The 24790-nt window shown below is 49.6% G+C and carries 18 protein-coding genes; 10 read left to right on the forward strand and 8 right to left on the reverse strand.

Annotation, left to right across the window (positions count from 1 at the left end; genetic code table 11):
* Nucleotides 1-159: 159 nt before the first annotated feature.
* Complete coding sequence (locus tag MRY86_RS23330) at nt 160-1506, reverse strand: FtsX-like permease family protein (RefSeq protein ID WP_293563399.1); 1347 nt, start codon at nt 1504-1506, stop codon at nt 160-162.
* A gap of 3 nt (nt 1507-1509) precedes the next feature.
* A complete protein-coding gene (locus MRY86_RS23335) occupies nt 1510-2139 on the reverse strand; it encodes an ATP-binding cassette domain-containing protein (protein ID WP_293563400.1) in 630 nt (209 codons plus the stop codon).
* Nucleotides 2140-2345: 206 nt separating this feature from the next.
* Here MRY86_RS23335 and MRY86_RS23340 point away from each other — a divergent pair, with 206 nt between their 5' ends.
* The gene (locus MRY86_RS23340; protein WP_293563401.1) at nt 2346-3404 is read left to right on the forward strand and encodes an Rpn family recombination-promoting nuclease/putative transposase; all 1059 of its coding nucleotides are present in this window, start codon (nt 2346-2348) and stop codon (nt 3402-3404) included.
* 42 nt (nt 3405-3446) lie between these two features.
* Here the strand turns inward: MRY86_RS23340 and MRY86_RS23345 are convergent, their stop codons facing one another.
* Nucleotides 3447-4112, reverse strand: a complete 666-nt coding sequence (locus MRY86_RS23345; protein WP_293563402.1) for a DUF6036 family nucleotidyltransferase — start codon at nt 4110-4112, stop codon at nt 3447-3449.
* A 236-nt stretch (nt 4113-4348) separates the two neighbouring features.
* On the opposite strand from MRY86_RS23345, the gene MRY86_RS23350 reads away from it, so the two are divergent.
* The 5 genes from MRY86_RS23350 to MRY86_RS23370 all read left to right on the forward strand — a co-directional run bounded on the left by MRY86_RS23350 (nt 4349) and on the right by MRY86_RS23370 (nt 9336).
* Nucleotides 4349-4543 carry a type II toxin-antitoxin system VapB family antitoxin gene (locus MRY86_RS23350; RefSeq protein WP_293563403.1) on the forward strand — a complete coding sequence of 65 codons (195 nt, stop codon included), beginning with the start codon at nt 4349-4351 and terminating at the stop codon, nt 4541-4543.
* Nucleotides 4540-4926: a PIN domain nuclease gene (locus MRY86_RS23355; protein ID WP_293563404.1), complete on the forward strand. Its 387-nt coding sequence runs from the start codon at nt 4540-4542 to the stop codon at nt 4924-4926. Before MRY86_RS23350 ends, MRY86_RS23355 begins: the two co-directional genes overlap by 4 nt.
* 98 nt (nt 4927-5024) lie before the next feature.
* Complete coding sequence (gene ileS / locus MRY86_RS23360; RefSeq protein WP_293563405.1) at nt 5025-8336, forward strand: isoleucine--tRNA ligase; 3312 nt, start codon at nt 5025-5027, stop codon at nt 8334-8336.
* Between the two features lie 351 nt (nt 8337-8687).
* The gene (locus MRY86_RS23365) at nt 8688-9017 is read left to right on the forward strand and encodes a nucleotidyltransferase domain-containing protein (protein ID WP_293563406.1); all 330 of its coding nucleotides are present in this window, start codon (nt 8688-8690) and stop codon (nt 9015-9017) included.
* Nucleotides 9010-9336, forward strand: coding sequence for a HepT-like ribonuclease domain-containing protein (locus MRY86_RS23370; protein ID WP_293563407.1), 327 nt, complete (start codon nt 9010-9012; stop codon nt 9334-9336). Before MRY86_RS23365 ends, MRY86_RS23370 begins: the two co-directional genes overlap by 8 nt.
* A 113-nt stretch (nt 9337-9449) precedes the next feature.
* Here MRY86_RS23370 and MRY86_RS23375 read toward each other — a convergent pair whose 3' ends face one another.
* Nucleotides 9450-9656 carry a helix-turn-helix transcriptional regulator gene (locus tag MRY86_RS23375; protein WP_282776203.1) on the reverse strand — a complete coding sequence of 69 codons (207 nt, stop codon included), beginning with the start codon at nt 9654-9656 and terminating at the stop codon, nt 9450-9452.
* Nucleotides 9646-10179, reverse strand: a complete 534-nt coding sequence (locus tag MRY86_RS23380) for a hypothetical protein (RefSeq protein ID WP_293563408.1) — start codon at nt 10177-10179, stop codon at nt 9646-9648. Before MRY86_RS23380 ends, MRY86_RS23375 begins: the two co-directional genes overlap by 11 nt.
* A gap of 109 nt (nt 10180-10288) precedes the next feature.
* On the opposite strand from MRY86_RS23380, the gene gpmI reads away from it, so the two are divergent.
* On the forward strand, nt 10289-11818 hold the full coding sequence (gene gpmI / locus MRY86_RS23385) for a 2,3-bisphosphoglycerate-independent phosphoglycerate mutase (protein ID WP_293563409.1): 1530 nt from the start codon (nt 10289-10291) through the stop codon (nt 11816-11818).
* Between the two features lie 83 nt (nt 11819-11901).
* Here gpmI and MRY86_RS23390 read toward each other — a convergent pair whose 3' ends face one another.
* The gene (locus tag MRY86_RS23390; RefSeq protein ID WP_044149981.1) at nt 11902-12771 is read right to left on the reverse strand and encodes an RNA polymerase sigma factor RpoD/SigA; all 870 of its coding nucleotides are present in this window, start codon (nt 12769-12771) and stop codon (nt 11902-11904) included.
* A 566-nt stretch (nt 12772-13337) separates the two neighbouring features.
* On the opposite strand from MRY86_RS23390, the gene MRY86_RS23395 reads away from it, so the two are divergent.
* Nucleotides 13338-13715: an START-like domain-containing protein gene (locus MRY86_RS23395; RefSeq protein WP_293563410.1), complete on the forward strand. Its 378-nt coding sequence runs from the start codon at nt 13338-13340 to the stop codon at nt 13713-13715.
* A gap of 7 nt (nt 13716-13722) precedes the next feature.
* On the opposite strand, the gene MRY86_RS23400 is transcribed toward MRY86_RS23395, so the two are convergent.
* Entirely contained in the window at nt 13723-14121 is a 399-nt protein-coding gene (locus MRY86_RS23400; RefSeq protein WP_293563411.1) for a hypothetical protein, read from the reverse strand.
* A 212-nt stretch (nt 14122-14333) separates the two neighbouring features.
* Here MRY86_RS23400 and MRY86_RS23405 point away from each other — a divergent pair, with 212 nt between their 5' ends.
* The gene (locus tag MRY86_RS23405; protein ID WP_293563412.1) at nt 14334-17048 is read left to right on the forward strand and encodes a PD-(D/E)XK nuclease family protein; all 2715 of its coding nucleotides are present in this window, start codon (nt 14334-14336) and stop codon (nt 17046-17048) included.
* 368 nt (nt 17049-17416) lie between these two features.
* Nucleotides 17417-23839, forward strand: a complete 6423-nt coding sequence (locus tag MRY86_RS23410) for a T9SS type A sorting domain-containing protein (protein WP_293563413.1) — start codon at nt 17417-17419, stop codon at nt 23837-23839.
* A 150-nt stretch (nt 23840-23989) separates the two neighbouring features.
* Here MRY86_RS23410 and MRY86_RS23415 read toward each other — a convergent pair whose 3' ends face one another.
* Nucleotides 23990-24592: a hypothetical protein gene (locus MRY86_RS23415; protein ID WP_293563414.1), complete on the reverse strand. Its 603-nt coding sequence runs from the start codon at nt 24590-24592 to the stop codon at nt 23990-23992.
* Nucleotides 24593-24790: the final 198 nt, after the last annotated feature.

The raw sequence follows: 24790 nt of genomic DNA on the forward strand, positions 1-24790 counted from the left end.
GACGATTAAGTGGTTTGCCACAGCAAACCTACTCAATGTCAGCATTTACGCTGGGAAGTGGCTTGCTCCGATGTCGCAAATCCAAGATCCCAGACGATGAATGTCTGGATCAGTGACCCGACATTTATCGTCGGTGACCACTTCGTATTGCGTATAGGCTTACCCATCCGCCAGCGTATCCGAGATGTCCATCCCCTGCACCTGCAAAGCGGGTATCAATGCTGCCACCAAACCGATCAGCAGTGCGCCGCCCAGCAGGTAGGCTTCCTCAATCAGGAAGTTGGTCCAGGAGAAAGAGTATTGGTACGTTTCCTTCATCTGATCTGCAAGCAGGTACATAGCGCCATGACTGAGCGCCATGCCCAGTAGGTATCCCAACACCGCCAGCAGCAGCCCTTCCAGTATGATCAGCGCCAGCAGCCGGCCCCGTGAGGCGCCCATCACCCGCATCAGCGCCAGCTCGTAGCGCCGCTCCTTTAGGGAATTGTATAGCGAAATGAAAATACTCAGCCCGGAAACAATGATGATCACTATAGCGAGCCAGCGCAGGGCTTTCGTCCCTGTGCCCATAAGGGCATAGAGGCGGTTGATTTCAATGGCCGGTGTGGCGGCCTGCATCTCGGTGTTTTCGTTGATGGCGCGCTGCATATTGAGTGCTTGTATGTTGTGCCCTTTGAACTTCACCAGGATAGAAGTGATTTGCTTGTCTTTGTAGGCTAGCAGGTCTTCCGGGTAGGGGTCTGCGGTGCCGGAACCGTGGTCGTGACTGTGTTCGCCATCGCCATGATCGTGCCCTTCGTGGTCATGATCTTCGTGGCTGTGCCCTTCATGATCGTGATCGTCTTTCTCTTGGTTAGGCACTTCTTCATCCTCGTGTCCATGCTCGTGCACGGCCCAGGGGCTGGAGAATCGGGTGAGCAACAGTTGGTCAATCACTGACCCTGTGGGTGCAAGGGTGCCTACAACTTTGAACGCCTCCGCATCTTCGTGGATAAGGTCGTCATTTTGATCAAATCCATGGGAACTCTTAAAAGTGTCCCCGATTTTAAGCCCCAGTTCATCGGCTACAGCAGCGCCGGCAACCACCTCCAGGGTCTTGCTCCACATTTGCCCTTCGGCTATTTGGGCATTGTACAGATCCAGTATTTCCGGTTCAGTGCCTACCACCCGGAAACCGCGATGGCTGTCGCCCAATGACAAAGGGATGCTGGTTTCGATAATGGGATGCCCTTCCCGCAGGAAAGGAGTCGCCGCTTTGATGGGAATGTTCCCGGTAGGTGCATCAATATGGTACATGCTGCTGAGGATGAGCTGTAGGGGGCTGCCTTTGGCGCCGATGACCAGGTCGACGCCGGCCAGGTTTTTTTCAAACTTTTCCTGCAGTTGGTCATTCAGCACGAGCAGGAGAGAGATAAGGCCTACGCCCAGCCCGAAGAGGACGAGGCTGAGGAGCATATTCAGGGGCTTATTAGTCAGGTTTTTCCAGCTCAGTTTTAAGAGGTTCATGCGCTAGTCGATTGAAATTTGGTGGGAAATGTGGTCTTTGAGGCGGGCGTCGTGGGTGACGACCAGGAGGGTGGCGTTTACGGCTTGTGCCTGTTCTTCCAGCAGCTCAATGACCTGTTTGCAGTTGCTGTCGTCCAGGGCTGAGGTTGGCTCATCGGCAAGGATGACCGCCGGCTGATTGATGATGGCCCGGGCGATGGATGCCCGCTGTTTTTCGCCTACGCTCAACTGGGAAGGTTTGGACCGCAGTTTGTGCTCCAGGCCCAGCCGGCCGAGTAGCTCCCGTATGCGCTTCCGGTTCACCTTCATGCCCGCCAAGCTTTGGGCGAGTGCCAGGTTGTCGCCCACGCTGAGGCTTTGTACGAAATGTGCTGTTTGGAAAATAATGCCGATATGCTGTCCTCGGAACTGATCAAGGGCACTGCGGGAAAGTTGGTTCATCTCTGTATCGCCCAATATGATGCGGCCTTCCTTTGGGGAGAGCAGCCCGCCCAAAAGGTGAAGCAGGGTCGTTTTTCCACTGCCGGACTCGCCCAGCACCAGCCAGTGCTCGCCTTTGGCACATTCGATGTTTGGAAATCGGAGTGGCGGGCTGCCGGCATAGGCGTAGCCCAGGTTTTCGGTTTTGAGCATAGAGGTGTTGTTTATAAACTGGGAACAAAGATAAGGGGATTAGGATGGAAGGGAGACAGGATTTTTCGGGATATGTTGTGAAATACCAGCTTGTCTGCCGGGACTTAGCATTGCCTTTGTATACTTAATATTTTTTGTGGTCTAATTTTGGATTGTAAAACAATAATAACCAATTTTAGAAATCACTAACGATAGCTCCTAAAATTATGAGCCGGAAAAAGGAAGTTTTCCAGCCTGACGACCGTTTTTTTAAGCAAGCAATGGGAGACAGAGCTGTTGCCCGGAGATATTTGCAGCATTTTTGTCCGGATATTGCTGCTTTGGCTGATTTGGAAAGCCTAGAACTACAAGACGGTAATCTACTGCGCCCTAACTTAAAGCTCTTCAGAGCAGATGTCGTCTATCGTTGCCGCTTCAAAAGTGAGGAGCGCTCACATTTCTACTTTTCACTCTTATTTGAACACAAATCGGAGCCAGATGAGCATACAGCGATTCAAGTTGGCCTATACATTATGCTTATACTCCGACAGATGTCTTTGAGAGATAAACAGAAGCTGGAACCAGTTATCCCCTTGGTTTTCTACAATGGAAAATCTGATTGGCAGCCAAAGAGCATCCCGGAGTTATTTGCTGAAAGCCCTTATTTTGATCAAATAAAACCCTATCTTCCTGACTTTCGTTTCCTATTTACCAATATTTCGAAGGTAGCCCCCGAAGAATTATTGAAGCTTGAGCTAAGCTACTTTCGAAGTGCGATGCTTTCCATGGGGTTGCGGCACCGGCCACAGTTGATTTTACAATACATTACTGCTATCTTAGAAGGAATAAAAGGAGAGCGTATGGAAGCAGTGATGACGTTCACCCTTGCTGTTATGGAGCGTTCTCCTGCGCAGTTCATGGAAGCCTTGGAAAACTTAACCTTTACAACAAAACCAGAAGCAATGAGTACCTTAGAAATGCTAAAGGAAGAAGGCCGTCAGGAAGGCCGTCATAAGGGTCGTCAGGAGGGTCGTCAGTGGGAGCGTGTTCTTCACTTATTAAAAACAGCGGCTAAATTCCCGCAAATGGAAGCCCCGGAGCTGGCGGAGTTTACTGATTTGCCACTAACTGCGATTCAGGGGTTTCAACAACAACTATCATCCGGTAACCCGGAAGCGGTAATGCAATATCTGGAAAAAGAGCTCTTAGGGCATATGACTCTGGAAGCAGAAGAACGGTATACGCTTAAGCAGGCAGTTGCAGCTGTGTTACCATTGCGACAGTAGTGGAGTAAGGAAGTACCCGGTTCCGATGGCTGGGGTTTTGCGCTAAACGTCCGGATTAGAAGTTAAGTGCCGGATGTCATTAAAGTCTTTAGCCCTGCCGGCTGCTTTTTTAGCAGCAATTAAATCCTCCAGGCAGAGCATTTTGACAGAAAGGTCATCCCCCAGGTTGAAGACGTCTGCCTGAGCAAAAGCTTTGCTGAACTCCAGCCCTTTCACTTGAGTCATAATATCGATAGCTATGGGTGGAACCCCGAAGGTAAAGACATCCATTTCTCCGGTTTGCAGGAAATTCTCTTCACTCATATCAAAAATGGGCATCCGGAAATCATCGAAAGCACCAAGCAGGTGATTGTAATTTTCTGGTGTTGGGTTTACCCAAATATCTAAATCGCCAGTGCTCCTTTGATAACCATGCAGTACCACTGCATAGCCCCCGGCAAGTATGTATTCAACTTTATTTTGGTTCAGGGCTTGAATAAATTCCAGAAAATCCTGATAGAGGTAATTGCTCTTCATCCGACGCCGGGCTTTAAAGGCAGATTTATCCATTTTCGGTGGGCCACTTTGTGCAAGGCCATATACCTGTGCATTTAGGTACAGCAAGGCGCGCAACCGCTCCTTAGGGGCTTTAGCAAGCCAATAGGCAAGTTGGTCATCAGCCTCCGCTGCAGTTTGCTGTTTGAATGCGGTTCGGTCAAGCCGGTACAAAATCTGCTTGCTTTTGTGAGTGAAAAATCTTAAAATTGTAAAATAATCGTTTACTACGTATGTATCAAACCTCTATCATAATTATCAGCATTATTATTGCTCCGGCTCGTCCGCCAGGCTGCTGATGTCTTGTAATGCCTGATACATCAGGAAAGCGCTGTCGGATATGGTTCGGCAGCGCTTTTTTTTTATTTTTGCGCCGGTTTATCTTAACCGGAATGTATAAAACCAAAATTATGGAAGTCAAGGTTAAGGTTGATGATCAGCTTGTACAGTCTGCCCTTCAATTGAGTGGATTAGGGACACAAAAGGAAGTGGTGGAAGAGGCTTTGAAAGCCTTCGTACAGTTGCTGCAACAGAAAAGTATTAAATCACTTCGAGGTAAACTCAATTGGGAGGGAGACTTGAATGAAATGAGAGCTGACCAATGATTATCGTGGACAGTTCTGTTTGGGTCGATTACTTTAATGGTCAAAGCAATACTCAAACGGATAAATTACACGATCTGCTTGGGACAGAACCTGTGGGAATCGGGAATATCATCTATGCGGAAGTCCTGCAGGGGTTCAGATCGGATGGTGATTTTTTAAAGGCAAAAGAAGCTCCGGATAAGCTAGTCATTTTCAATGTGTCTACTAAACCGATAGCACTCCAGTCTGCTGTTAACTTTAGAAGGCTTAGAAAACAAGGGATAACGGTGAGAAAAACCACCGATATGATAATCGGTACGTTTTGTATTGAAAATGGCTTTAGGCTGTTGCAGAAGGACAAAGATTTTCTGCCTCTCGAAAAACTGGGGCTTCAACTGTTGTAAGGAGTAGAATTGCTAAGCATTATCAAACTTAGTTTAGCATCAAAAGCAGGTTAATATTCGAACGAGTTAGCAGGCACAAAATTGGATAAATAGGAAACATGTACAAAGAATACAAAAAGCTCAACCTCCCGGAAATCGATCAGGATATCCTCAAATTCTGGGAGGACCATGATATCTTCAATAAAAGTGTGGAACAGCGCCCGGCTGAAAACAACTTCGTCTTCTACGAGGGGCCTCCTTCAGCCAACGGAAAGCCCGGTATCCACCACGTGATGGCCCGTACCGTAAAAGACCTTTTTTGCCGCTACCATAGCATGAAGGGGCAGCGCGTGGAGCGCAAAGGTGGATGGGACACCCACGGCCTGCCTATCGAACTGAATGTGGAGAAAGAGCTCGGTATCACCAAAGAGGACATCGGCACCAAAATCACAGTCGAGGAGTACAACGCCAAGTGCCGTGAAACGGTGATGCGCTACAAAGATATGTGGGACAACATCACCCGAAAAATGGGCTATTGGGTAGACCTTGACAACCCCTACATCACCTTCGAGAATGATTACATCGAAACGGTTTGGTGGTTGCTGCAGCAGCTGTACAACAAAGGCCTGCTTTACAAAGGCTTTACCATTCAGCCTTTCTCACCTGCTGCCGGTACCGGCCTGAGCTCCCACGAGCTGAATATGCCCGGTACCTATCAGGATATCAAGGACATCTCTGCTATCGCCCAGTTCAAAATCAAGGGTACAGAAGACGAATACTTCCTGGCCTGGACCACCACGCCCTGGACGCTGCCTTCCAACACCGCTCTGGCGGTGGGTAAAAACATCACCTACGTCAAGGTGCGTGCCTACAACCGCTATACCGGTCAGCCAAGTACGGTTATCCTCGCCAAAGACCGCCTGAATAACTACTTCACGGAAGCCAATCCTGACCTGAAACCAGAGGAGGTAAAGGCAGGAAATAAGCCCATCCCGTACCTCGAAATCCTTGGGGAGGTTAAAGGCAGCGAGCTGGAAGGCATGGAGTATGAGCAACTGATGCCCTATGTGCAGCCTGACAAGCCGGCTTTCAAAGTACTGCTGGGCGACTTCGTTTCTACAGAGGATGGTACCGGTATCGTCCACATCGCGCCTACTTTTGGTGCGGATGACTTTCAGGTGGCGGCCAAGTACGGCATTCCACCACTGATGGTCAAAGACGAAGGGGGCAATAATATGCCTCTCGTGGACCGGCAGGGACGCTTTGTACGGGAAGTGACCGATTTTGCTGGCCGCTACGTCAAAGACTACGGGCAGGAGGAAGAGCGCCCGGTGGATGCCGATATCGTTATCAAGCTCAAGGAAGAGAACAAGCTTTTCCACTCTGAAAAATACCTGCACTCCTACCCACACTGCTGGCGTACCGACCGCCCTGTGCTTTACTACCCACTCGACAGCTGGTTTGTGAAAGCCACCGCAGCCAAGGAGCGTATGTACGAACTCAATAAAACAATCAACTGGAAGCCGGCCTCTACGGGTGAGAACCGCTTCGGCAAATGGCTGGAGAACCTGCAGGACTGGAACCTCTCCCGCTCCCGCTACTGGGGTATCCCCCTCCCAATCTGGCGTACCGAAGATGCCAAAGAAGAGAAGTGTGTCGGTTCCGTGGAAGAGTTGCGCAAGGAAATTGAGAAAGCCAATCAGGCATTGAGCCTAAGTCAGGAAGTGCCGGAGGATCTGCACCGCCCGTACATCGACGATGTTGTCCTGGTATCAGATAGCGGTCAGGAGATGCGCCGTGAGCCGGATCTTATCGATGTGTGGTTTGACTCCGGCTCCATGCCCTACGCGCAGTGGCACTATCCGTTTGAGAACAAAGACGTCTTTGAGCGCAAGTTCCCGGCCAACTTCATTGCAGAGGGCGTTGACCAAACCCGGGGCTGGTTCTATACCCTGCATGCCATCGCCACGATGGTCTTTGACAGTGTGGCGTATCAGAATGTCGTGTCCAACGGGCTGGTGCTCGATGCGGATGGCAACAAAATGTCCAAAAGCAAGGGCAACGTGGTTGACCCCTTCGGCGCGATTGAAGAGTACGGTGCGGATGCCGTACGCTGGTACATGATGGCGAATGCCAACCCCTGGGACAACCTTAAGTTTTCCCTCGACGGAGTAGGGGAGGTGCAGCGGAAGTTCTTCGGCACCCTATACAACACCTATTCCTTCTTTTCGCTTTACGCGAATATCGATCAGTTTGATAATAGTAAGCCACAGCTGCCACAAGCTGACCGTCAGGAAATCGATCGCTGGATCATCAGCCTGCTCAACAGCCTGGTGAAAGAGGTGGATGAGGACTACAGCAATTACGAGCCAACTCAGGCCGCCCGCAAGATTCAGACCTTTGTGGTCGACAACCTGAGCAACTGGTACGTCCGCCTGTGCCGGCGCCGCTTCTGGAAACCGTCGCAGCAGCAGAACGGCAAAGCTGCAGAAATGGATGCCGATAAACTCGCGGCTTATCAGACCCTCTACGAATGTTTGGTAACCGTCTCGAAACTGCTATCGCCTATCTCCCCTTTCTTCGGCGACTGGCTCTACCGGAATCTCAATCAGGCCACTCAGCTGGAAAACCATGAGTCGGTCCATTTGGCGGATTTCCCAACTGCCGATACGTCCAAAATTGATAAGGCACTGGAGCAGCGCATGGACTACGCGCAGCGGATTTCCTCCCTGACTTTCGCTTTGCGTAAAAAAGAAGACCTCCGGGTACGGCAGCCCCTGCAAAAGATCATGCTGCCGGTACTGGATAAGTCTTTCCAGGAGCAAGTCGATAAAGTCAAGCCGCTTATCGCCGGAGAGGTCAACGTTAAGGATATTGAATACCTGGACGATACCTCGGGTGTCCTGAAAAAGCGCATCAAGCCGAATTTCAAAACCCTCGGCCGCCGTCTGGGCAAAGACATGAAAGTGGCTGCGCAGGAGATCAACGGCATGTCACAGGAGGATATCGCCAACATCGAGCAAACCGGCAAGTACACGCTGGCAGCGAACGGCAATACCTATGAGCTAACGCTGGAGGATTTCGAAATCACGGCCGAGGACATCCCCGGGCTGCTCGTTGCCAACGATGGCCCGCTTACGGTAGCCCTGGACATCACACTGACGCCTGAACTGGAAGCAGAAGGCATGGCCCGTGATATCGTCAATCGGATCCAGAATATCCGCAAAGACAGCGGCTTCGAGGTGACCGATAAGATAAAGGTCGTCATGGAGCAAGCCGATGCCGTAGCCTCCGCCGTAGCGCAATTTGGCGACTACATCAAAGCCGAAACCCTGACGGCAGACTTGCAACTGTCAGCCGATGTGGCCAATGGGCAGGAGATCGAGCTGCCGGGAGAGGTGAAAGTGCAGATTCAGGTGGAGAAGGCCTAAGGTTTGCTGATCTTTCAGTATCCGTACAATAAGGAAGAGCCTAAAGTAGAGCTAACCCACTTCCGGGAGAAAGTAAATTAAATTCAAGTGAAAAGCCTGGGGGTGATACGCCCGGGCTTTTTGTGTTTAGGGAAGCGATATAACTGGGTATATGCCATAATGTTTGGATAGGCCGTTTTACTGGAATTTATTACTTGAATCCAATTGATAATCAAGTTTTTATATTTTGGGTTTGTAGCTTAAGGTTCCATCTTTGTTAGATTAAGTGTTGCAGGATAAAATGATTATTGATATATTGAATACTGAGTGATGGTTATTCGATATAAGCCAGGTTAAATATAGCAGATTGATATGAACGTATTAATTGAAGACAATAAAGGCGAAATATTAAGAATATGCGAGGAAAACAACGTGAAATCGCTATATTTTTTCGGTTCGATCGTTGATTCACAAAAATTCCGTTCAGATAGCGATGTAGATATTTTGGTTGACTTCAAAGATGATATTTCAAACGAGGAATATACAGATAGCTATTTTGGGCTACTATTTGAAATGGAGGAGCTATTGAATCGTGAAATAGATGTTACAACTGCAAGGAGCGTAAGAAAGCCTTATTTTAAAAAAGAGCTGGAGGAAACAAGGGTGCTTTTTTATAACGCTTTGACAGAGGTGGATGGATAACAGGATTAAACAATATTTATTTGATATCGAGCAGTCGATAAGTGATGTAAAATCATATATGTCTACAGTAAAATCATTGCAAGCATATGAAGAGGATAAACTGATAAGAAGAGCAGTAGAAAGAGAGTTAGAGATAATTGGCGAGGCATTAAATAGGATATTGAAAATTGATCCAAGCATAACGATCCCAAACGCCAGGAAGATTATTAGTTTGAGAAACAAGATAATACATGGATACGATGAAGTCGATAACGTGATAATTTACACAGTAGCCACAAAGCATGTGGATATTTTAAAAGAGGATATAGAGAAATTATAAAAACACCAATTAACAATGCTCTAAAGTTATATCGGTAAAAATCTTCGGGAGAAAAGGAGAGATGAAAAAACCGTGCAGGCAGCAAAAGCCAACCTGCGCGAATTTGGTCTCCTTCACTCCCAATCCTCCTCTTCCAGCTCGAAAAGGGCATTGACCGGTAATTCAAAGATTGCAGACAGGCGCAGTGCCAGAACCGTAGAAGGGACATACTTTCCGGATTCGATGGCATTGATCGTTTGCCGGCTAACTTTTGCCTTCTCAGCCAGGGCTGCCTGTGTGAGATTATGCCGGGCCCGTTCTATTTTTAGCTTATTCTTCATAGTTCATCTCTTTTTCGGCACGGTGCATCATCCAATGAAAACGGACTATAAAGAATAATAGCAACGTAAACATATTGACCACGATGACCCAGAAAAACGGGAAGCCGTAAATGAAAATAATTGCGAAAATAAGAACACCATAGTTGGCATAAGTCGCCCATGCGAGGGACTCTAAACGGATCCGCTGCACAAACTCATCTTCCTGCGCAGACCCGGAAAAAGCAACAATACCAGCACTGAAAATGATTAGGAGGCTTACCAGCTCATCATAAACGTTGTTCTCCATCCAGACAAAAAATTTTCTTCCACCGTCAGGGATTCCTATTCCTTCTTCAGTTGCAAGGCAAAACACTTTCCAGTCCAAAAATGCAGGCGCAGGCTCCCAGATCAGATAGGCTATGCCCAATGCGAGCGAAGGGATTAGGAGCGCCCAGCCAATTCGCTTGAATCGGTGGGGCAATAAAAAATTGTTGGTCCACATAGTTTTTTTTACAAATGTAATCCAAGATTGACTTAATGTCAAGTTTGTTTTACAAAAAGTAAATTTTTATTTACAGTAAATACGTTGCTGTATTAGTGTTTAATCCACACGAAGCTTGCCATAATGCTTCCGGTTTGCTACATTTGTTAGCATGAAGAAAACTCGTGCATTACTCGTAATCCTTGATGGTTGGGGCCATGGCCCGGACCCGAAAGTCAGCGCGATTGCCCAGGGCAATACGCCATTTGTAGACAGCCTCTATGATCAGTACCCTAATGCAGAACTGACAACCTTCGGTGAGCAGGTGGGTTTGCCGGAGGGGCAAATGGGCAATTCTGAAGTCGGTCACCTTAATATTGGTGCCGGCCGGATTGTATATCAGGAGCTCGCGCGTATCAATAAAGCCATTCGCGACGGAGAATTGCAGCAAAACGAAACGCTGGTCGAAGCCATGCAGTATGCTAAGGACAACGGCAAGGCGCTGCATTTCATGGGCCTCGTTTCTGATGGGGGCGTACATTCGCACCACCGCCACCTGATGGCTCTTTGTGATGCTGCTGCCGACTTTGGATTGGAAAAAGTTTACATCCACGCCTTTACCGATGGGCGGGATACAGACCCCAAGAGTGGAAAAGGCTTCCTAAAGGAGGTCCTGGACCACGTAAAGGGCAAGCCGGTACAGCTGGCTTCTGTAGTCGGGCGGTATTACGCTATGGACCGGGATAAGCGTTGGGAACGTACCCGGATAGCCTATGATGCGCTTGTCAATGCAAAGGGAGAAGATACGCAGGATGCCCTGGCCACCATTCAAAACCGCTATGAGTCCGGTGAAACGGATGAGTTTCTGAAGCCAATCATCTGTTCCAATGAAGATGGGAATCCGGTAGCCACCATTCAGGAGGATGATGCGGTGGTCTTTTTCAACTTCCGTACCGACCGACCCCGTCAGCTGACAATTGCCCTTACGCAGGAAGATTTGTCAGACCATGGTATGCATACTTTGCCGCTGCATTATGTCACAATGACCCGCTATGATGAGACCTACAAGGGCGTTAATGTGATGCTGCACAAAAAAGACATTGAAAATACCCTGGGTGAAGTCCTTTCAAAAGCTGGGCTTACACAGACCCGCATTGCAGAAACGGAGAAATACCCGCACGTTACTTTCTTCTTCAATGGTGGACGGGAGCAGGAATTCGAAGGGGAGCGCCGTATTCTCATTCCATCTCCCAAGGTCGCAACCTACGATCTGAAGCCGGAAATGAGCGCAGTGGAAGTAACCGATGCCATCATCGCGGACATTAATGATCACCAACCGGACTTTATTTGCCTGAACTATGCCAATGCCGATATGGTCGGGCACACCGGTGATTTTGAAGCCGCGAAAATTGCTGTAGAAACCGTAGACAAAAGTTTGAAGCGCCTTATTGAAAAAGCACAGGAATACGACTACGAAGCCATAGTGATTGCGGACCATGGCAATTCCGACTTCATGGTCAACGCTGATGGCTCGCCGCATACCGCGCATACCACTAACCCGGTTCCGGTTTTCTATATTGCCGCTGACACACACGGGCGCAAGGTCAGGGATGGGAAGTTAGGCGATATTGCGCCTACGATTTTGGACATTCTGGGCATGGAAGCCCCGGAGGATATGGACGGGGAGAGCTTGTTTAAATAAAAAATGATCTGAACAGGAAAAAAAGAACGGGGCAGCGGATATCCGCTGCCCCGTTTTATATGTTGTACTAAGTCTGTTGCAAATTAAGCGCCAAGGTAAGACTTCAACAGCTTGCTCCGGTTCGCGGAACGCAGCTTGTTGATGGCTTTGTCCTTGATTTGGCGGACACGCTCCCGCGTAAGGCCGAATTTTTCGCCGATATCCTCCAATGACATAGGGTGCTCGACACCGATGCCAAAGTAAAGCTTGATCACATCACACTGACGCTCCGTTAGCGTACTCAGGGAGCGCTCAATCTCGCGGCGCAGGGATTCTTTGTAATCCAGCTTGGAGTCTGTATTCGGGGTGCTGCTGTTCTCAAGCACATCGAGCAGGGAGTTGTCTTCCCCCTCTACGAATGGGGCATCCATAGAAACGTGGCGGGCAGCTACCCCAAGGGTGGTTTCCACTTCCTCGGTAGCAATTTCCAATGTTTCTGCCAGTTCGTCTGCAGATGGCTCGCGCTCGTATTCCTGCTCAAGTTCAGAGAAGGCTTTGTTGATCTTGTTTAGGGAACCCACTTTATTCAGGGGCAGGCGAACAATACGGGACTGCTCTGCCAGCGCCTGCAGGATGGACTGCCGAATCCACCAAACGGCGTAGGAAATAAATTTGAAACCACGGGTCTCATCAAAACGCTGAGCGGCCTTGATTAGTCCCAGGTTGCCTTCATTAATAAGGTCACTTAGAGAGAGACCTTGATTCTGATATTGCTTGGCTACGGATACAACGAAGCGCAAGTTGGCTTTGGTCAGCTTCTCCAGAGCTGCCTGATCCCCCTGCTTGATTCGTTTGGCGAGATCCACTTCCTCCTCTGGAGTCAACAAGTCTACCTTGCCAATCTCCTGAAGGTACTTTTCCAGGGATTGACTCTCACGATTAGTAATAGACTTAGTAATCTTAAGCTGTCTCATGTACGCTAAATTTAATTAATGTTTACAAAGGTAGTGTTCTGTACGGTGCAAACCGGAGTAGATATGGTGGGATTCAATCACGTAAGCCAGGCAGATGCCGTGGTCGGAAAAAAGTGTTGCTTGAATTACCTGCATAGTTTTTATGCCCTGCTTTACAAATGCCTTGGTTCTTAAACGGCTTACAGCCCACAAAAATAAGGCTTTTTTGCCTTGAAGTCAATAGCCTCTTAATATAGGCTTAACTTACATACAAGCAACGCCACAACGGCTAAGATAGTTTCCTGCAATCCAAAAACCTGAAAACAGGATGAAAAATTTTGCAGAAGGGGGCTTCGTGCGCATGGTGTTTGGTTTTGGGTTATTGCACCCTTATTTGTGATGGAGCGTATGCGGCAGGGGAGGAGCCTTTATTTTTGGAAAAATCATTTTTTTATTCTTTATTGTGGGGCAGCATAGGATGCGCAGCGGTGTTTGAAGCAAAGCCTGTTGGTATAATCGAATTTTCAACCGGTCTTCCCCCTTCTCCGTCATTCTTCCTGCCCGATTTTCCAATAACCCTACTGCACATGGAAAGAGTTAAATTTACCTTAGAATTCATTTTCAAAGCTTCTCCGGCCATCGTCTATAAGTTTTTTACGACGCCTTCCTGCCTGGTCCGGTGGTTTTGCGATGAAGTGGACATACAGGGAGAGACCTATACCTTCTCGTGGAGCGGATCCGAAGAAGAAGCTGAATTAATTGAAGACGTTGAAAACGAAAAGCTACGTTTCCGTTGGGAGGAGGCAGAAGACGAAGAGTATCTTGAGTTTGACATCTCCAAGTCTCCCGTTACTGGCGAAACGATACTGGTCATTACCGATTTTTGTGATGATGACGAGGTGGACGACCAAAAACAGCTTTGGCACAGCCAAATGGAAGACCTGAGAAAGGAAATGGGGGGCTAACCCCAATTTAGCCTTCTGTTTGCTTATCTTTTTTCAAAAGCGCGAATAGTAGCAGGATCACTGCACCGACAAGCAGCAGCCCTGAAAGGAAAAAGAAAAAGCCTCCTACCGAACCACCAAAAGCGATAACACCCAGCACAATACCGCCAACAAGCATAGCACTTCCTAAGATGAGGCTTAGGGTACGCTTGCCGGTGTTGTCGCCAGCCTCTGCCTTTCTTTGTAACCGCTCCTTCCAACGCTCCACACGCTTTTCCAATCGCTTTTGTTTCCGTTCAAACCGTTGAAGGGTGCGCTGTTCTTTCTGGGACAAAGCTGCTTCCGGCACGGCTACCGCTGCCTGAACCGGAGCGGAGGCGGTAAGGAAAATTAAGCTGATCAGCATAGCTAACAATGAAGTCTTCATGGTCGATTGTATTATCTTTTTCAAATGAAGTGGAGGGTATGAACGCTGGAGGGGAATCAGGACGAAAATAAGAAAAAATACATAGATCTGCAGCGCTTTCTTCTATGGAGAATATGTATATTTAGTTTTAGCGGCACGGTGGCTGTCCTGTACCGTAACCCGGAACATGCTCGTTCATAAACCTGATTTTACCATTTCAAGTCTTCAAAAAGATGATCGTAACCTTTGGGATGACCCTCGATGATGCGCCCTTGCCCGCCATAAGCACCAATCAGTCCGGTCAGGCAATATTTGGGCCACAGGGGCTGGTACGCTATCTCGAAACCGTGTTGGGCCTGCCGGATATACCCAAAGACAACGAGTACCTGCGCATCGAACAATACCGGCAGCAATTGGGGCATTACCTGCGCTCTGCTCCCGATGCCTTTTTCAGTGCATCTTTTCAGACCGATCCCTTCGCTGTCGCTACCGATTTGCTTGGGCGCCGGGATGAGTTGATGATGGCTGGCTGGGATTTCGAACGCCGCCCCGGAATGCCGGAACGGCTGAAATGTATTGCCGAACTGGAAGCCCGGCTAAAAGGCTTTTCCGGAGGGCTCGTTACTGGATTTGCCGACCAGCTAATAGAAATTATAGTCCAAGTGGGAAAGGTGGAGCAGGTCTTTGAAAAGTTGGTCTGCCATGAACCTAAGGAATTACTGCCAACGGGCATCCAAAGGCTACTTGAAGCCCTGCGCAGGCAAGGCGTCGAATTGGTCTGGAATGCACCGACTCAGGCCGTTGGGGACAGTGACCTTGCCCGGCTACAGAGCAGCCTGCTATCGAATCCGAAGACGAAACCTGAGCCTGTGCGCCTGAAAGGCGATGGTTCTCTTCTTCTGCTTCAGGGGAAAAGGGACACGGACCTGGCTGCCTATTTTGCCAGCTTGCTCCGTCAGAATGAGAATTACCGTCCTGCTATGGTGGTGCCCGGCCAATGTCAGGCCCTGGAGCATGCCATGTCGCAGGAAGGGCTTCCGGAACTAGGGCTGCTTTCTGCTTCTCTGGCCCGCCCTACGCTGCAAGTGCTAAAGCTGGCCACGGTTTTTCTCTGGGAGCCGATCGACCCTTACAAGGTTATGGAGTTCGTTTCCCTGGCCGTGAAGCCCCTGGAGAGAGGACTGGCGAATAAAATCGCCCTGCTCATGGCTGAACGGCCGGGGCTATTTGGAGAAAAGTGGAGCTCGACCATTGCTGCCTACTTTAACACACTTGAAGAGGAAGCATCCGGAGGCCTCAATGAAGATGATCCGGTTCGGGCAGGACAGCAGTACAAATTCTGGTTCAAGCGGGCGCGTTTTCCGATATCTGGCCGGGTCCCAAAGTCAGAAGCTATCGAGGTCTTCGATTATCTCGCGAATTGGGCACAGGCCTACACGGAGGGGGAGAGCAGCAGTAACACGTCCTTCCTGGTGTTGGCCGAACAGGCCCGCCGGATCAGTGCTTTGCTTTATGCCCTTCCGGAAGAACAGCTGACTGCACTTGAATTGGAGCGGGTGGTGCGCACGATTTACGAACCAGCGCCGGTACAGCTCAACCGTCGCGCTCAGGGCTTCCTGCGGTATACCAATAGAGTGGGCAGTGTCATCGGACCGGTAAGCGACCTGGTCTGGTGGAACTTCGCTCAGGCAGAAAAAGCTTACTTTTTTTCCCGCTGGTACGAACCGGAACGGCAATACCTTGCCAATGAGGGCATAACACTCACGGGGCCGGAGCAGGAAAATGCACTACAGCTATGGCACCGGCTCAGGCCTTTGCTGCATGCCACTGATCGGGTGATGCTTGTGGCACCGGAGCACATCAATGGGCAGGAGGTGAACCCGCATCCGCTGATGGGTGACCTGGAAGCCCGCTGTGAAGGGTTGGAGCAGATCGTTTGTACACTGGAAGAAGGCGGGCTCGAAAGGTGGTTTACCCCTGCTTCCTGGACTTCTTTACAAGTAAATGGCCTCGGCCGTCCTGTACCGTTCATTCATATAATTAAAGGTGCAGAGCAGTTGGCGAAGCCGGAGGAAAAGACCTCCTATAGCAGCCTGAGTGATTTGTTTTACTATCCGCACAAATGGCTGTTCCGATACAAGGCAGACCTCCGCCCTTCCGCTCTGCTCAGTATTGTAGATGAGCGGGCACTGCAAGGGAACCTGGCGCACCGGTTTTTTGAAGAGTTGCTAAAACAGGAGTCGGTCCACAGATGGACGCAGGAGCAGGTGGTCCGCTACCTTCAGTCTATCGAGCAGGAGCTCCTCAAAAAAGAAGGCACTGTAATGCTGATGTACGGCCGGGAGCCGGAGCGGGTCCGTTTCATGGAGCTGATCAAGCGTTCCGCCTGGAACCTCGTCCGGCATATCCAAGAAGGCGGCTGGGCTATTGCGGCCACAGAGCAAGCGCTGGACGGCAGGTTTGGCAGCGCTCACCTAAAAGGGTATGCTGACCTGGTGCTCAGGCGGGGCGAAGAGTACTGTATTCTCGACCTCAAATGGTCAGGGCGAAGGTACCGGGAGACGCTGCTGCGCAATGAAGAAGATTTGCAGCTGGTGTTGTACGCCAGAATGCTGGGGCAGGATAAGGGATGGCCACACACTGCTTTTTACATTATTAATAAAGGTGTCATCCTGGCCCGGAACAATCAGGCTTTCAAAGCCGCTGAAGCCATTATGCCTGATGCCGATACGGGCGAGGTCAATGAACGCATCTGGGGCCGCATGATTAAAACCTACAACTGGAGAATGGCGCAAATCCAAAACGGACAGGTAGAAATCCGGTGTGAAGAGACTGCCGCAGGCCTGGAAGCGCACTACGAGGATGCTCCCTGGCTGGAAATGCTGGAAATGAAAGCAGAGAATGCCGCTTTTGATGACTATCAGGTGTTAATAAACTTGTGTGATTGATCGCCAAATTTCGAAGGGGAACTTTTTTTATAGAAAAAATTGTAATAAATTGTCCACATATTCTGTAAAGAGCGCATTGCTAACGCTTTGAGAAACCTACTCTACGTATCTGCGTATACAAACCTGACGAACGCTATTTGTTTTGCAGAATCGTCAGCACAAATTACCTCCCGTTTGTTTTTGATGGATTCATTATTACAACATCAGTGTTATATTGTGCAACACTGAATGTTTGAATTCGGCTATTTCATAATTCCAAAATAAGTAACAACTATTTTGGCAGCTTGTACAGGTATTTGATATAGAGCTAAAAGAAGCTGGCATCAGATTTGCAGCTGTCAGAATAAAAAGTAAAACCGCAATTATCTATGAAGGTCAAAAGTCTACTACTCGGGATACTGAGCCTGTTGTTTGCGTCCACAACGGCTTTGGCCCAATTCCCGGTCAATTGTATTGATTACGCAACTATTGAGCTGCGCGGAGGAGGAACGGAAATCATTACCTGTGAAGGCGATGGGCTGGCAGAGACCTACGACTTCTCAACCAGCACCCTGGCGATGCCGTTTGGTTATCTCATTACGGATGAAAACAACACCATCCTACAGGTCAGCATCGACAACACCCTAAGCTTCGAAGGGCTTGGTGCAGGCAACTTTCGGGTGTGGGCATTTGCCTGGCTGGGGCAAGTTACCGCAGAGCCTGGGCAGAATGCCGAAACGGCTGACCTCGCCTCCATTTGTGGCGCCCTGACCACCAACTTCATTCCGGTGATCAACTTTGTGCCCGATGGAGGGGAAGTGGCGCTCTCTGATGGCAGCACCTCTCAGTTCATTTGCCCGGAAGACGGTATCTCGGACGTGCTGTCCTTTACCTCTACAGGCGATATGACAGCAGGCTATGTTTACCTGCTGACGGACGAGAACAATATTATCATTGAAATTATTGACGGAGACAGCTATGACTTCGACCTTTTGCCGGAAGGCAACTATCGGGTCTGGGGTCTGGCTTACGCCGGAGGCTTGCTGGCGCAGCCCGGCGACGATGCCGCCGCCATACAGCTTGCAGAAGAATGCTTTGGGCTTTCTGACAACTTCATTGAAATTGAACGGGCTTTGCCCGATGGAGGCACTGTGGCCCTCGAAGATGGCAGTACAGAAGCACTGGTTTGTGTGAATGACGGGCAGGCTGATGTACTGACATTCATCAATCAAACCAACGCCACCGCTCCCTATACTTTCCTGGTAACCGATGAGAATAACGTCATCCTAAGCATAGTCAGCGGCGACAGCTTTGACTTTGAAAATGCCCCATCAGGAATTTGCCGGGTTTGGGGGCTTTCCTACACGGGCAACCTTACGGCAATGGAAGGAGATGATGCCGCTGCCACCGACCTCTCAGACGGTTGCTTCAATCTGTCTGACAACTTTATCACGGTTGACCGTCAGGAAGCGGATGGCGCTACAGTCCGGCTTGAAAACGGTGGCGATGAGACCTTCGTTTGTGTAGGTGACGGTGTAGCAGATGTGCTCGGATTTGTCAATACCTCCGCCGGAGCGGACGAGTATACCTATCTGATAACAGATACCGATAATAACATCCTTGCGATTGCTCCTTCCGGCAGCTTCGATTTTGAAGGCGCCGATGTTGGTGTTTGTCGCGTTTGGGGCCTGGCTTATGGTGGAATGCTGTTGGCAGAGGTAGGTGATAATGCGGCTACGGCAGTATTGGCTGATGGCTGCTTTGGCTTATCAGAGAACTTCATCACGGTCCGGCGCGAAGCGGTAGAGGGTGGGCTGATCTCCTCTCCGGGGGCGACAATAGACCCCAATGACGGATTCGAGTATATCTTTGTTTGCCCTAATGGCATACCGAATGTAGAAACATTTGAAACTACAGGAACCTCCACGGGAACCTACACTTATGTATTGGTCAATGTAGGCTTGGTTGTCGTCGGGTTCATAGATGGCAACACTTTCGATTTTGATGTATTGGATGAAGGCGCTTATTTTGTTTATGGCTTAGCTTACACTGGCAACCTTACAGTCGAGGTAGGAGATCTATTTTTACAACCGATGGTATTTTCCGATGGGTGTTATGACCTCTCTAGTGATTATGTGTTTGTACGTGTAGATACCCCCGATGGCGGCGCGGTGGCCACAGCAAACGGAGAGACCACTGTTTTTACCTGCCCTGGTGATGGGGTGGCAGACGTTATTGAGTTCGATAGCATCGGTCTTGGTCTTGTAGAAGGCGCTCACACGTACGTAATTACAGATGAAAACAACGAAATCCTGGCCCTGCCAAGCGGCGACAGCTATGATTTTGACGATGCGCCTGCCGGTACCTGCCGCGTTTGGGGACTGACTTACACCGGCAATATCACTGCTGAAGTAGGTGATATCGCTACCGATGTGGCACTGACCGATGACTGTTTTGACCTTTCCGAAAACTTCATCACGGTAATTCGTCAAACGCCGGATGGTGGAACGATCAGCCTGGACGACGGCACAACGGATGCCTTTACCTGCCCTGGCGATGGCATGGCTGACATGCTCACTTTCGAGCGTATGGGCACCTATCCCGGACCTTTTGCCTATGTCATAACAGATGAAGACAATGTAATCCTTGATTTCGCAAACGGGAATACCTATGATTTCGATAATGCACCAGCCGGTACCTGCCGCGTCTGGGGCCTGGCTTACACTGGTGAAGTGACGGCAATGATAGGCGATACGGCCTCAGTGGCGATACTGAGCGATGATTGCTTTGACCTCTCCGATAACTTCATTACCGTAGTGCGTGAAGTCCCTGTGGGAGGTACAGTCGAACTGGAAGGCGGAGGTGACCTTGCCTTTATTTGCCCTGACGACAGCCTTTCCAATGTGTTGGCCTTTGACAGCGCCGGCGTGGTAGGGCCTAACTTCATTTATGTGGTTACAGACCAGCAAAACATTATCCTGGATGCCTTCCCGGTGGATGTCTACGACTTCGAGACCAATCAAACCGGTATTGTACGGGTTTGGGGCCTGGCTTATACAGGCAACCTGATTGCCGAGCCGGGAGACACGGCTTCTACTGCCATGCTTAGCGACGACTGTTTCAGCCTTTCTGAAAACTTTGTGGATGTCATCCGCGAAGTGCCCTTTGGCGGTGAGATTACCACAGAAGATGGTGAAACAACCGTCTACACCTGCCCGGGAGATGGCGTGGCGGATATCGTCTCTGTGGATAGTATTCTGGCTGCAATCACACCATTTACTTATGTGATTACGGATGAGAACAACGTCATCCTGGACTTGCCAGGTGGCGATACCTTCGACTTCGACGGTGCACCGGCTGGTAACTGCCGTATATGGGGCTTGTCTTACGTTGGTAATATCACGGCAGAGGTTGGTGATACCGCGTCTGCTGTTGCACTGGCCGATCAGTGCTTTGATCTTTCTCAGAACTTCATCACTGTAGTTCGTGAAGTGCCGGAGGGCGGTACAGTAGCTATGCCAAATAGCGAGACTACAATTTACACCTGCCCTGGCGACGGTATGCCGGATATTATCATGGCGGACAGCGCCAATACTTCTGCCGGTTTATACACTTACGTGATTACAGACGACAACAATATCATTCTGGACTTGCCTTCCGGCGATGCCTTCGACCTGGACGGCGCTCCTGCGGGAACTTGCCGAATTTGGGGCTTGGCTTATACGGGTAATATCACCGCTAATGTAGGAGATGATGCCGCTGCAGTAGCGCTGAGCGATGACTGCTTCGATCTGTCCGACAACTTCATCACTGTACTGCGGGAAACTCCGGAGGGCGGTATGGTTTCGACAACCTCCGGCGCTGAAATGGTGACAACCTGCCCTGGCGACGGCAATGCCGATGTCGTGACTTTCGACAGCACAGGAACAGCCGGACAGTATGTTTATGTACTGACGGACACCAATAATGTAATCATCGATTTGATCACCTCCGATGCATTTGATTTTGATGCAGGCGGTATCGGCATCAGCCGTGTATGGGGACTGGCGTATACCGGAACCATCACTGCGGCGCCCGGCGATAATGCGGCGGATGTGCCATTGAGTGATGATTGCTTCGACCTTTCCGATAACTTTATCACTATAGTCCGTGAAGTGCCGAATGGTGGCATTGTTCGTATCGAAGGCGGTGCAACCGAACTGTATGTTTGCCCTGGCAATGGTGTGCCAGATATTGTTAGCCTTGACAGCGCAGGCGTGTCGGGCAGCTTTATCTACCTGCTTACTGATGAAAATGATATCATCCTGACGACCATTACTGAAGATCAGGTAGATTTCGATGAGTTTGCAGAGAATGATTACCGTATATATGGTCTGGCTTATGCCGGGAACCTGGCTACAATCCTAATTGGTGCAGATGTGAATACCGATGTGCTGGCGGATGACTGCTTCACTGTATCGGATAACTTTGTTTCCATTTTCAGTCAGGTACCGGATGGCGGTATGGTGGCGACTACGGATGGAGAAACCGAGGTCGTAACTTGTCCTGGTGACGGTATGGAAGATGTGCTTGTTTTTGACAGCACTGGCACAGCAGGTCTTTACACCTATGTCCTCACCGATGAGAACAATGTAATCCTTGATCTGATAGCAGGCGACAGCTACGATTTTGAGCCGCTGGGCGAAGGCGTGGCCCGCGTATGGGGGCTTGCCTACACGGGTAATATCACCGCACAAGTAGGAGATGACGCTGGCGTAGTCGAACTTAGCGATGACTGTTTTGACCTTTCCGATAACTTCATCACGATTATTCGTGTAGAGCCTAATGCTGGTTCTATCGGGACGGTTGCCGGCCCAATCAGCCTTGACCTTTGCGTCGGGGACGGTGTGGCGGACTCTGTGGCTTTTGAAGTTACCGGGGCTTCTGATAATCCCTATGCTTACCTGATTACGGATGAGAATGACTTCCTGGTAAGTGCGATTGATTCAGTCTTTGATTTTGAAAATATTCAGGAAGGTACTTACCGTATCTATGGTGTGTCCTATACCGGGCAGATTTCCGTCCTTCCGGGTGCTAATATCTTCATTGATCCACTTTCTGATGATTGCTACGACCTGACGGGGCAGTTTGTCGAGATCAATGCAGTAGGCGTGGACGGCGGTGTCGTCTTCACTGACTTAGGCATCGGTCAGGATGTGATCAGCATCTGTCAGGGAGACGGAGAGCCTAATGTCATCACGTTCTCCAACAGCTCAACTGCCACGGGTGCCAACTACACCTACGCGCTGACGAATGATGCTGGCATTATCCTCGGTTTTGTTCCGGGCGGGAATCAGTTTGACTTTGAGACCTCCGGTAGCGGGGTGGCAAGGATTTATGGCATTTCCTACACCGGGAACCTACTGGCAGGACCGGGTCAGGTGGTGACCAATATTCAGCTTTCTGATGGCTGTGCAGACCTTTCGGACAACTTTGTTACGGTCCTCAGAGATGCACCCGAAGGCGGAAGCCTGACCACAGGTGGCGGCGAAACCGATCTCCTGGTTTGTCTTGGGCCAACTGATGGCACGGTGGAGTTCGTAACCACAAGCGGTTCTTTCAACAGCTACCTCTACCTGCTTACGGATGTCAACAACATCGTCATTGATACGATCGAAAGCAGCAGCTTCAACTTTGCTCAATTGCCGGAAGGCGTATTCCGCATCTGGGGCTTGTCCTACAGCGGCCTGCTCAATGACCTTTTCGGAGAGGATGCCGCCGCCATAGAGCTCTCTACGAGCTGCTACGAACTTTCTGATAACTTCCTGACGATCACCCGTGGCCCTGCTGTGGACGGCGGAGTTTTGTCTGAAGTTGGCGGTACAGATACCGTGTACATCTGCCCTGGCGGTAATGCGCCCGACTTTGTAGTGGTTTCCACGACCAGTCAGGATCCGATCTATCGTTACATCATTACGAACCAGAATAATCAGGTCATTGTAGATGATATCGAAATTGATGTGATTGACTTTGAGGGCGCGATGCCGGGCATCTACCACATTTGGGGCGTGAGCCTGGAAGGGGACCTGAGCCTTAATTTTGGGAATGAAATCCCAACTACGCCAGCATCAGCAGACTGCTTCGAGTATTCGGAGAATTATATTACTGTAGTGTACGAAGGGCCGGAAGCAGGCACCATTTTTACTGATAATGGTGAGGACGAAGTGACCGTAACGGTAGGGGATACCATGCCTGACTTGCTGTCCTTTATCAATGTGGGCGCAAGCCAGAACGTACCTTATCTGTACCTGATTACGGATACCGATAACCATATCCTGGATATTTCCGTTGATGGGACTTACGACTTCGAGAATACCTCAGTGGGCGTAAGCCGGATTTGGGGGCTTTCCTATACCGGTGAGCTGTTTGCGTTCCCGGGCAGCAATGCCGGTACAGACATGCTGAGCGAAGATTGCTGGGACCTTTCCGGCAACTTCATTACGGTAAACCGGGTGGAGGCACCAACTTTGGGCGAGCCAACGGTAGAACGTACAGCTGGGCCTGATGCTATCCTCAGCCTGGCTGCTGCACCAAATCCAGCTACACAGTTCCTGAACGTGCAGTTCTTCCTGGAAGAGGCGGCGGCTCCGCAGAGTATCCTCCGGGTGCTGAACAGTCAGGGGCAACTCGTGGAAACGGTACGCGTAGAAACGGCCAAGGGGACCAACAATCACACCTTTGAGGTGGCCAACTGGGTACCAGGGCTGTACGTACTGCACCTGCAAAACGGTGATGCTGCCAAAGCTGTTAAGGTGATGGTCGGCGGCCGTTAAACTAGTTCGGTAAAAGGTATAGAAAAGCCGGTATCAGAGCAATTTGATACCGGCTTTTCTATTACTAAAAATGTCAGGAACGAAATACGATCACAGAAGAGCTTTCCCTTGAGGGACCTGGATGGTTAAGCGTATCTGCGATTCCATCCACTAGAAATTATAAGTCAGGCCGAAGCGAAACTCAATGGGCGGGCCAAGGCTGTTTTCCGGCGCTAATGTATTGTAGAGCAGGTAAATGTCATACCCCCAGATACCGTTCCCATCATTGTAACCCGCTCCAACGTAGGCATTGCTACGGACGGACCTTGCGCTGATGATCTCATCATTGAAACTATCATATGCGGTTACAAACTCTTCATTATCAGCCCCGTACTCTAAATGGATGAAGAAGCTGCGGAATACTTTATAACGGGAGAATGCCCCAATGCCATAATCAAAGAGATTGGTAGTCGTTACCCGGTCTAATCCGGTTTGTAGCCGGTAGTGGGTGTATATGAGCGAAAAGCGTGGCCCTATAGAAAAGTTATCAGTGATCTTATAACCAATGAGCGGAGTAGCCCCCAGAGAGAATGTACTTTCCCCATTGGCGCCAAAAAAGCCCAGGATGATTCCCCCCCCATACCAAAGCCGGTGCGTGAACCCCTGGCTTTCGTCGAAGTAGCGGTCTGTGTCGCTGCGCTGTGCTGTAGCTGTGTTTTGGGCGATAGCTAACAGCATAAATACAGGAAGGGCAAATTGCATTATCTTTTTCATAATTGGCAGTTTTTGCAAAGTTGATCGGTTGGTAAAAATAAATAAACAGTCGAGTCTTCTATCTAAAGTCGTAAAATTAGCGATGTTTCGTTGGGCCGGGCAGCAAAACTAGCCAACAGACTACAAAACGGGCTTTTTTACCTCCTTAAAACGACTAAAAGAACAGCTGTCTTTTCTGTTCAGTTTAGAAATTTTATT

The organism is Phaeodactylibacter sp. (assembly GCF_022763345.1).
In the GTDB taxonomy this organism is placed as follows: Bacteria; Bacteroidota; Bacteroidia; order Chitinophagales; family Saprospiraceae; genus Phaeodactylibacter.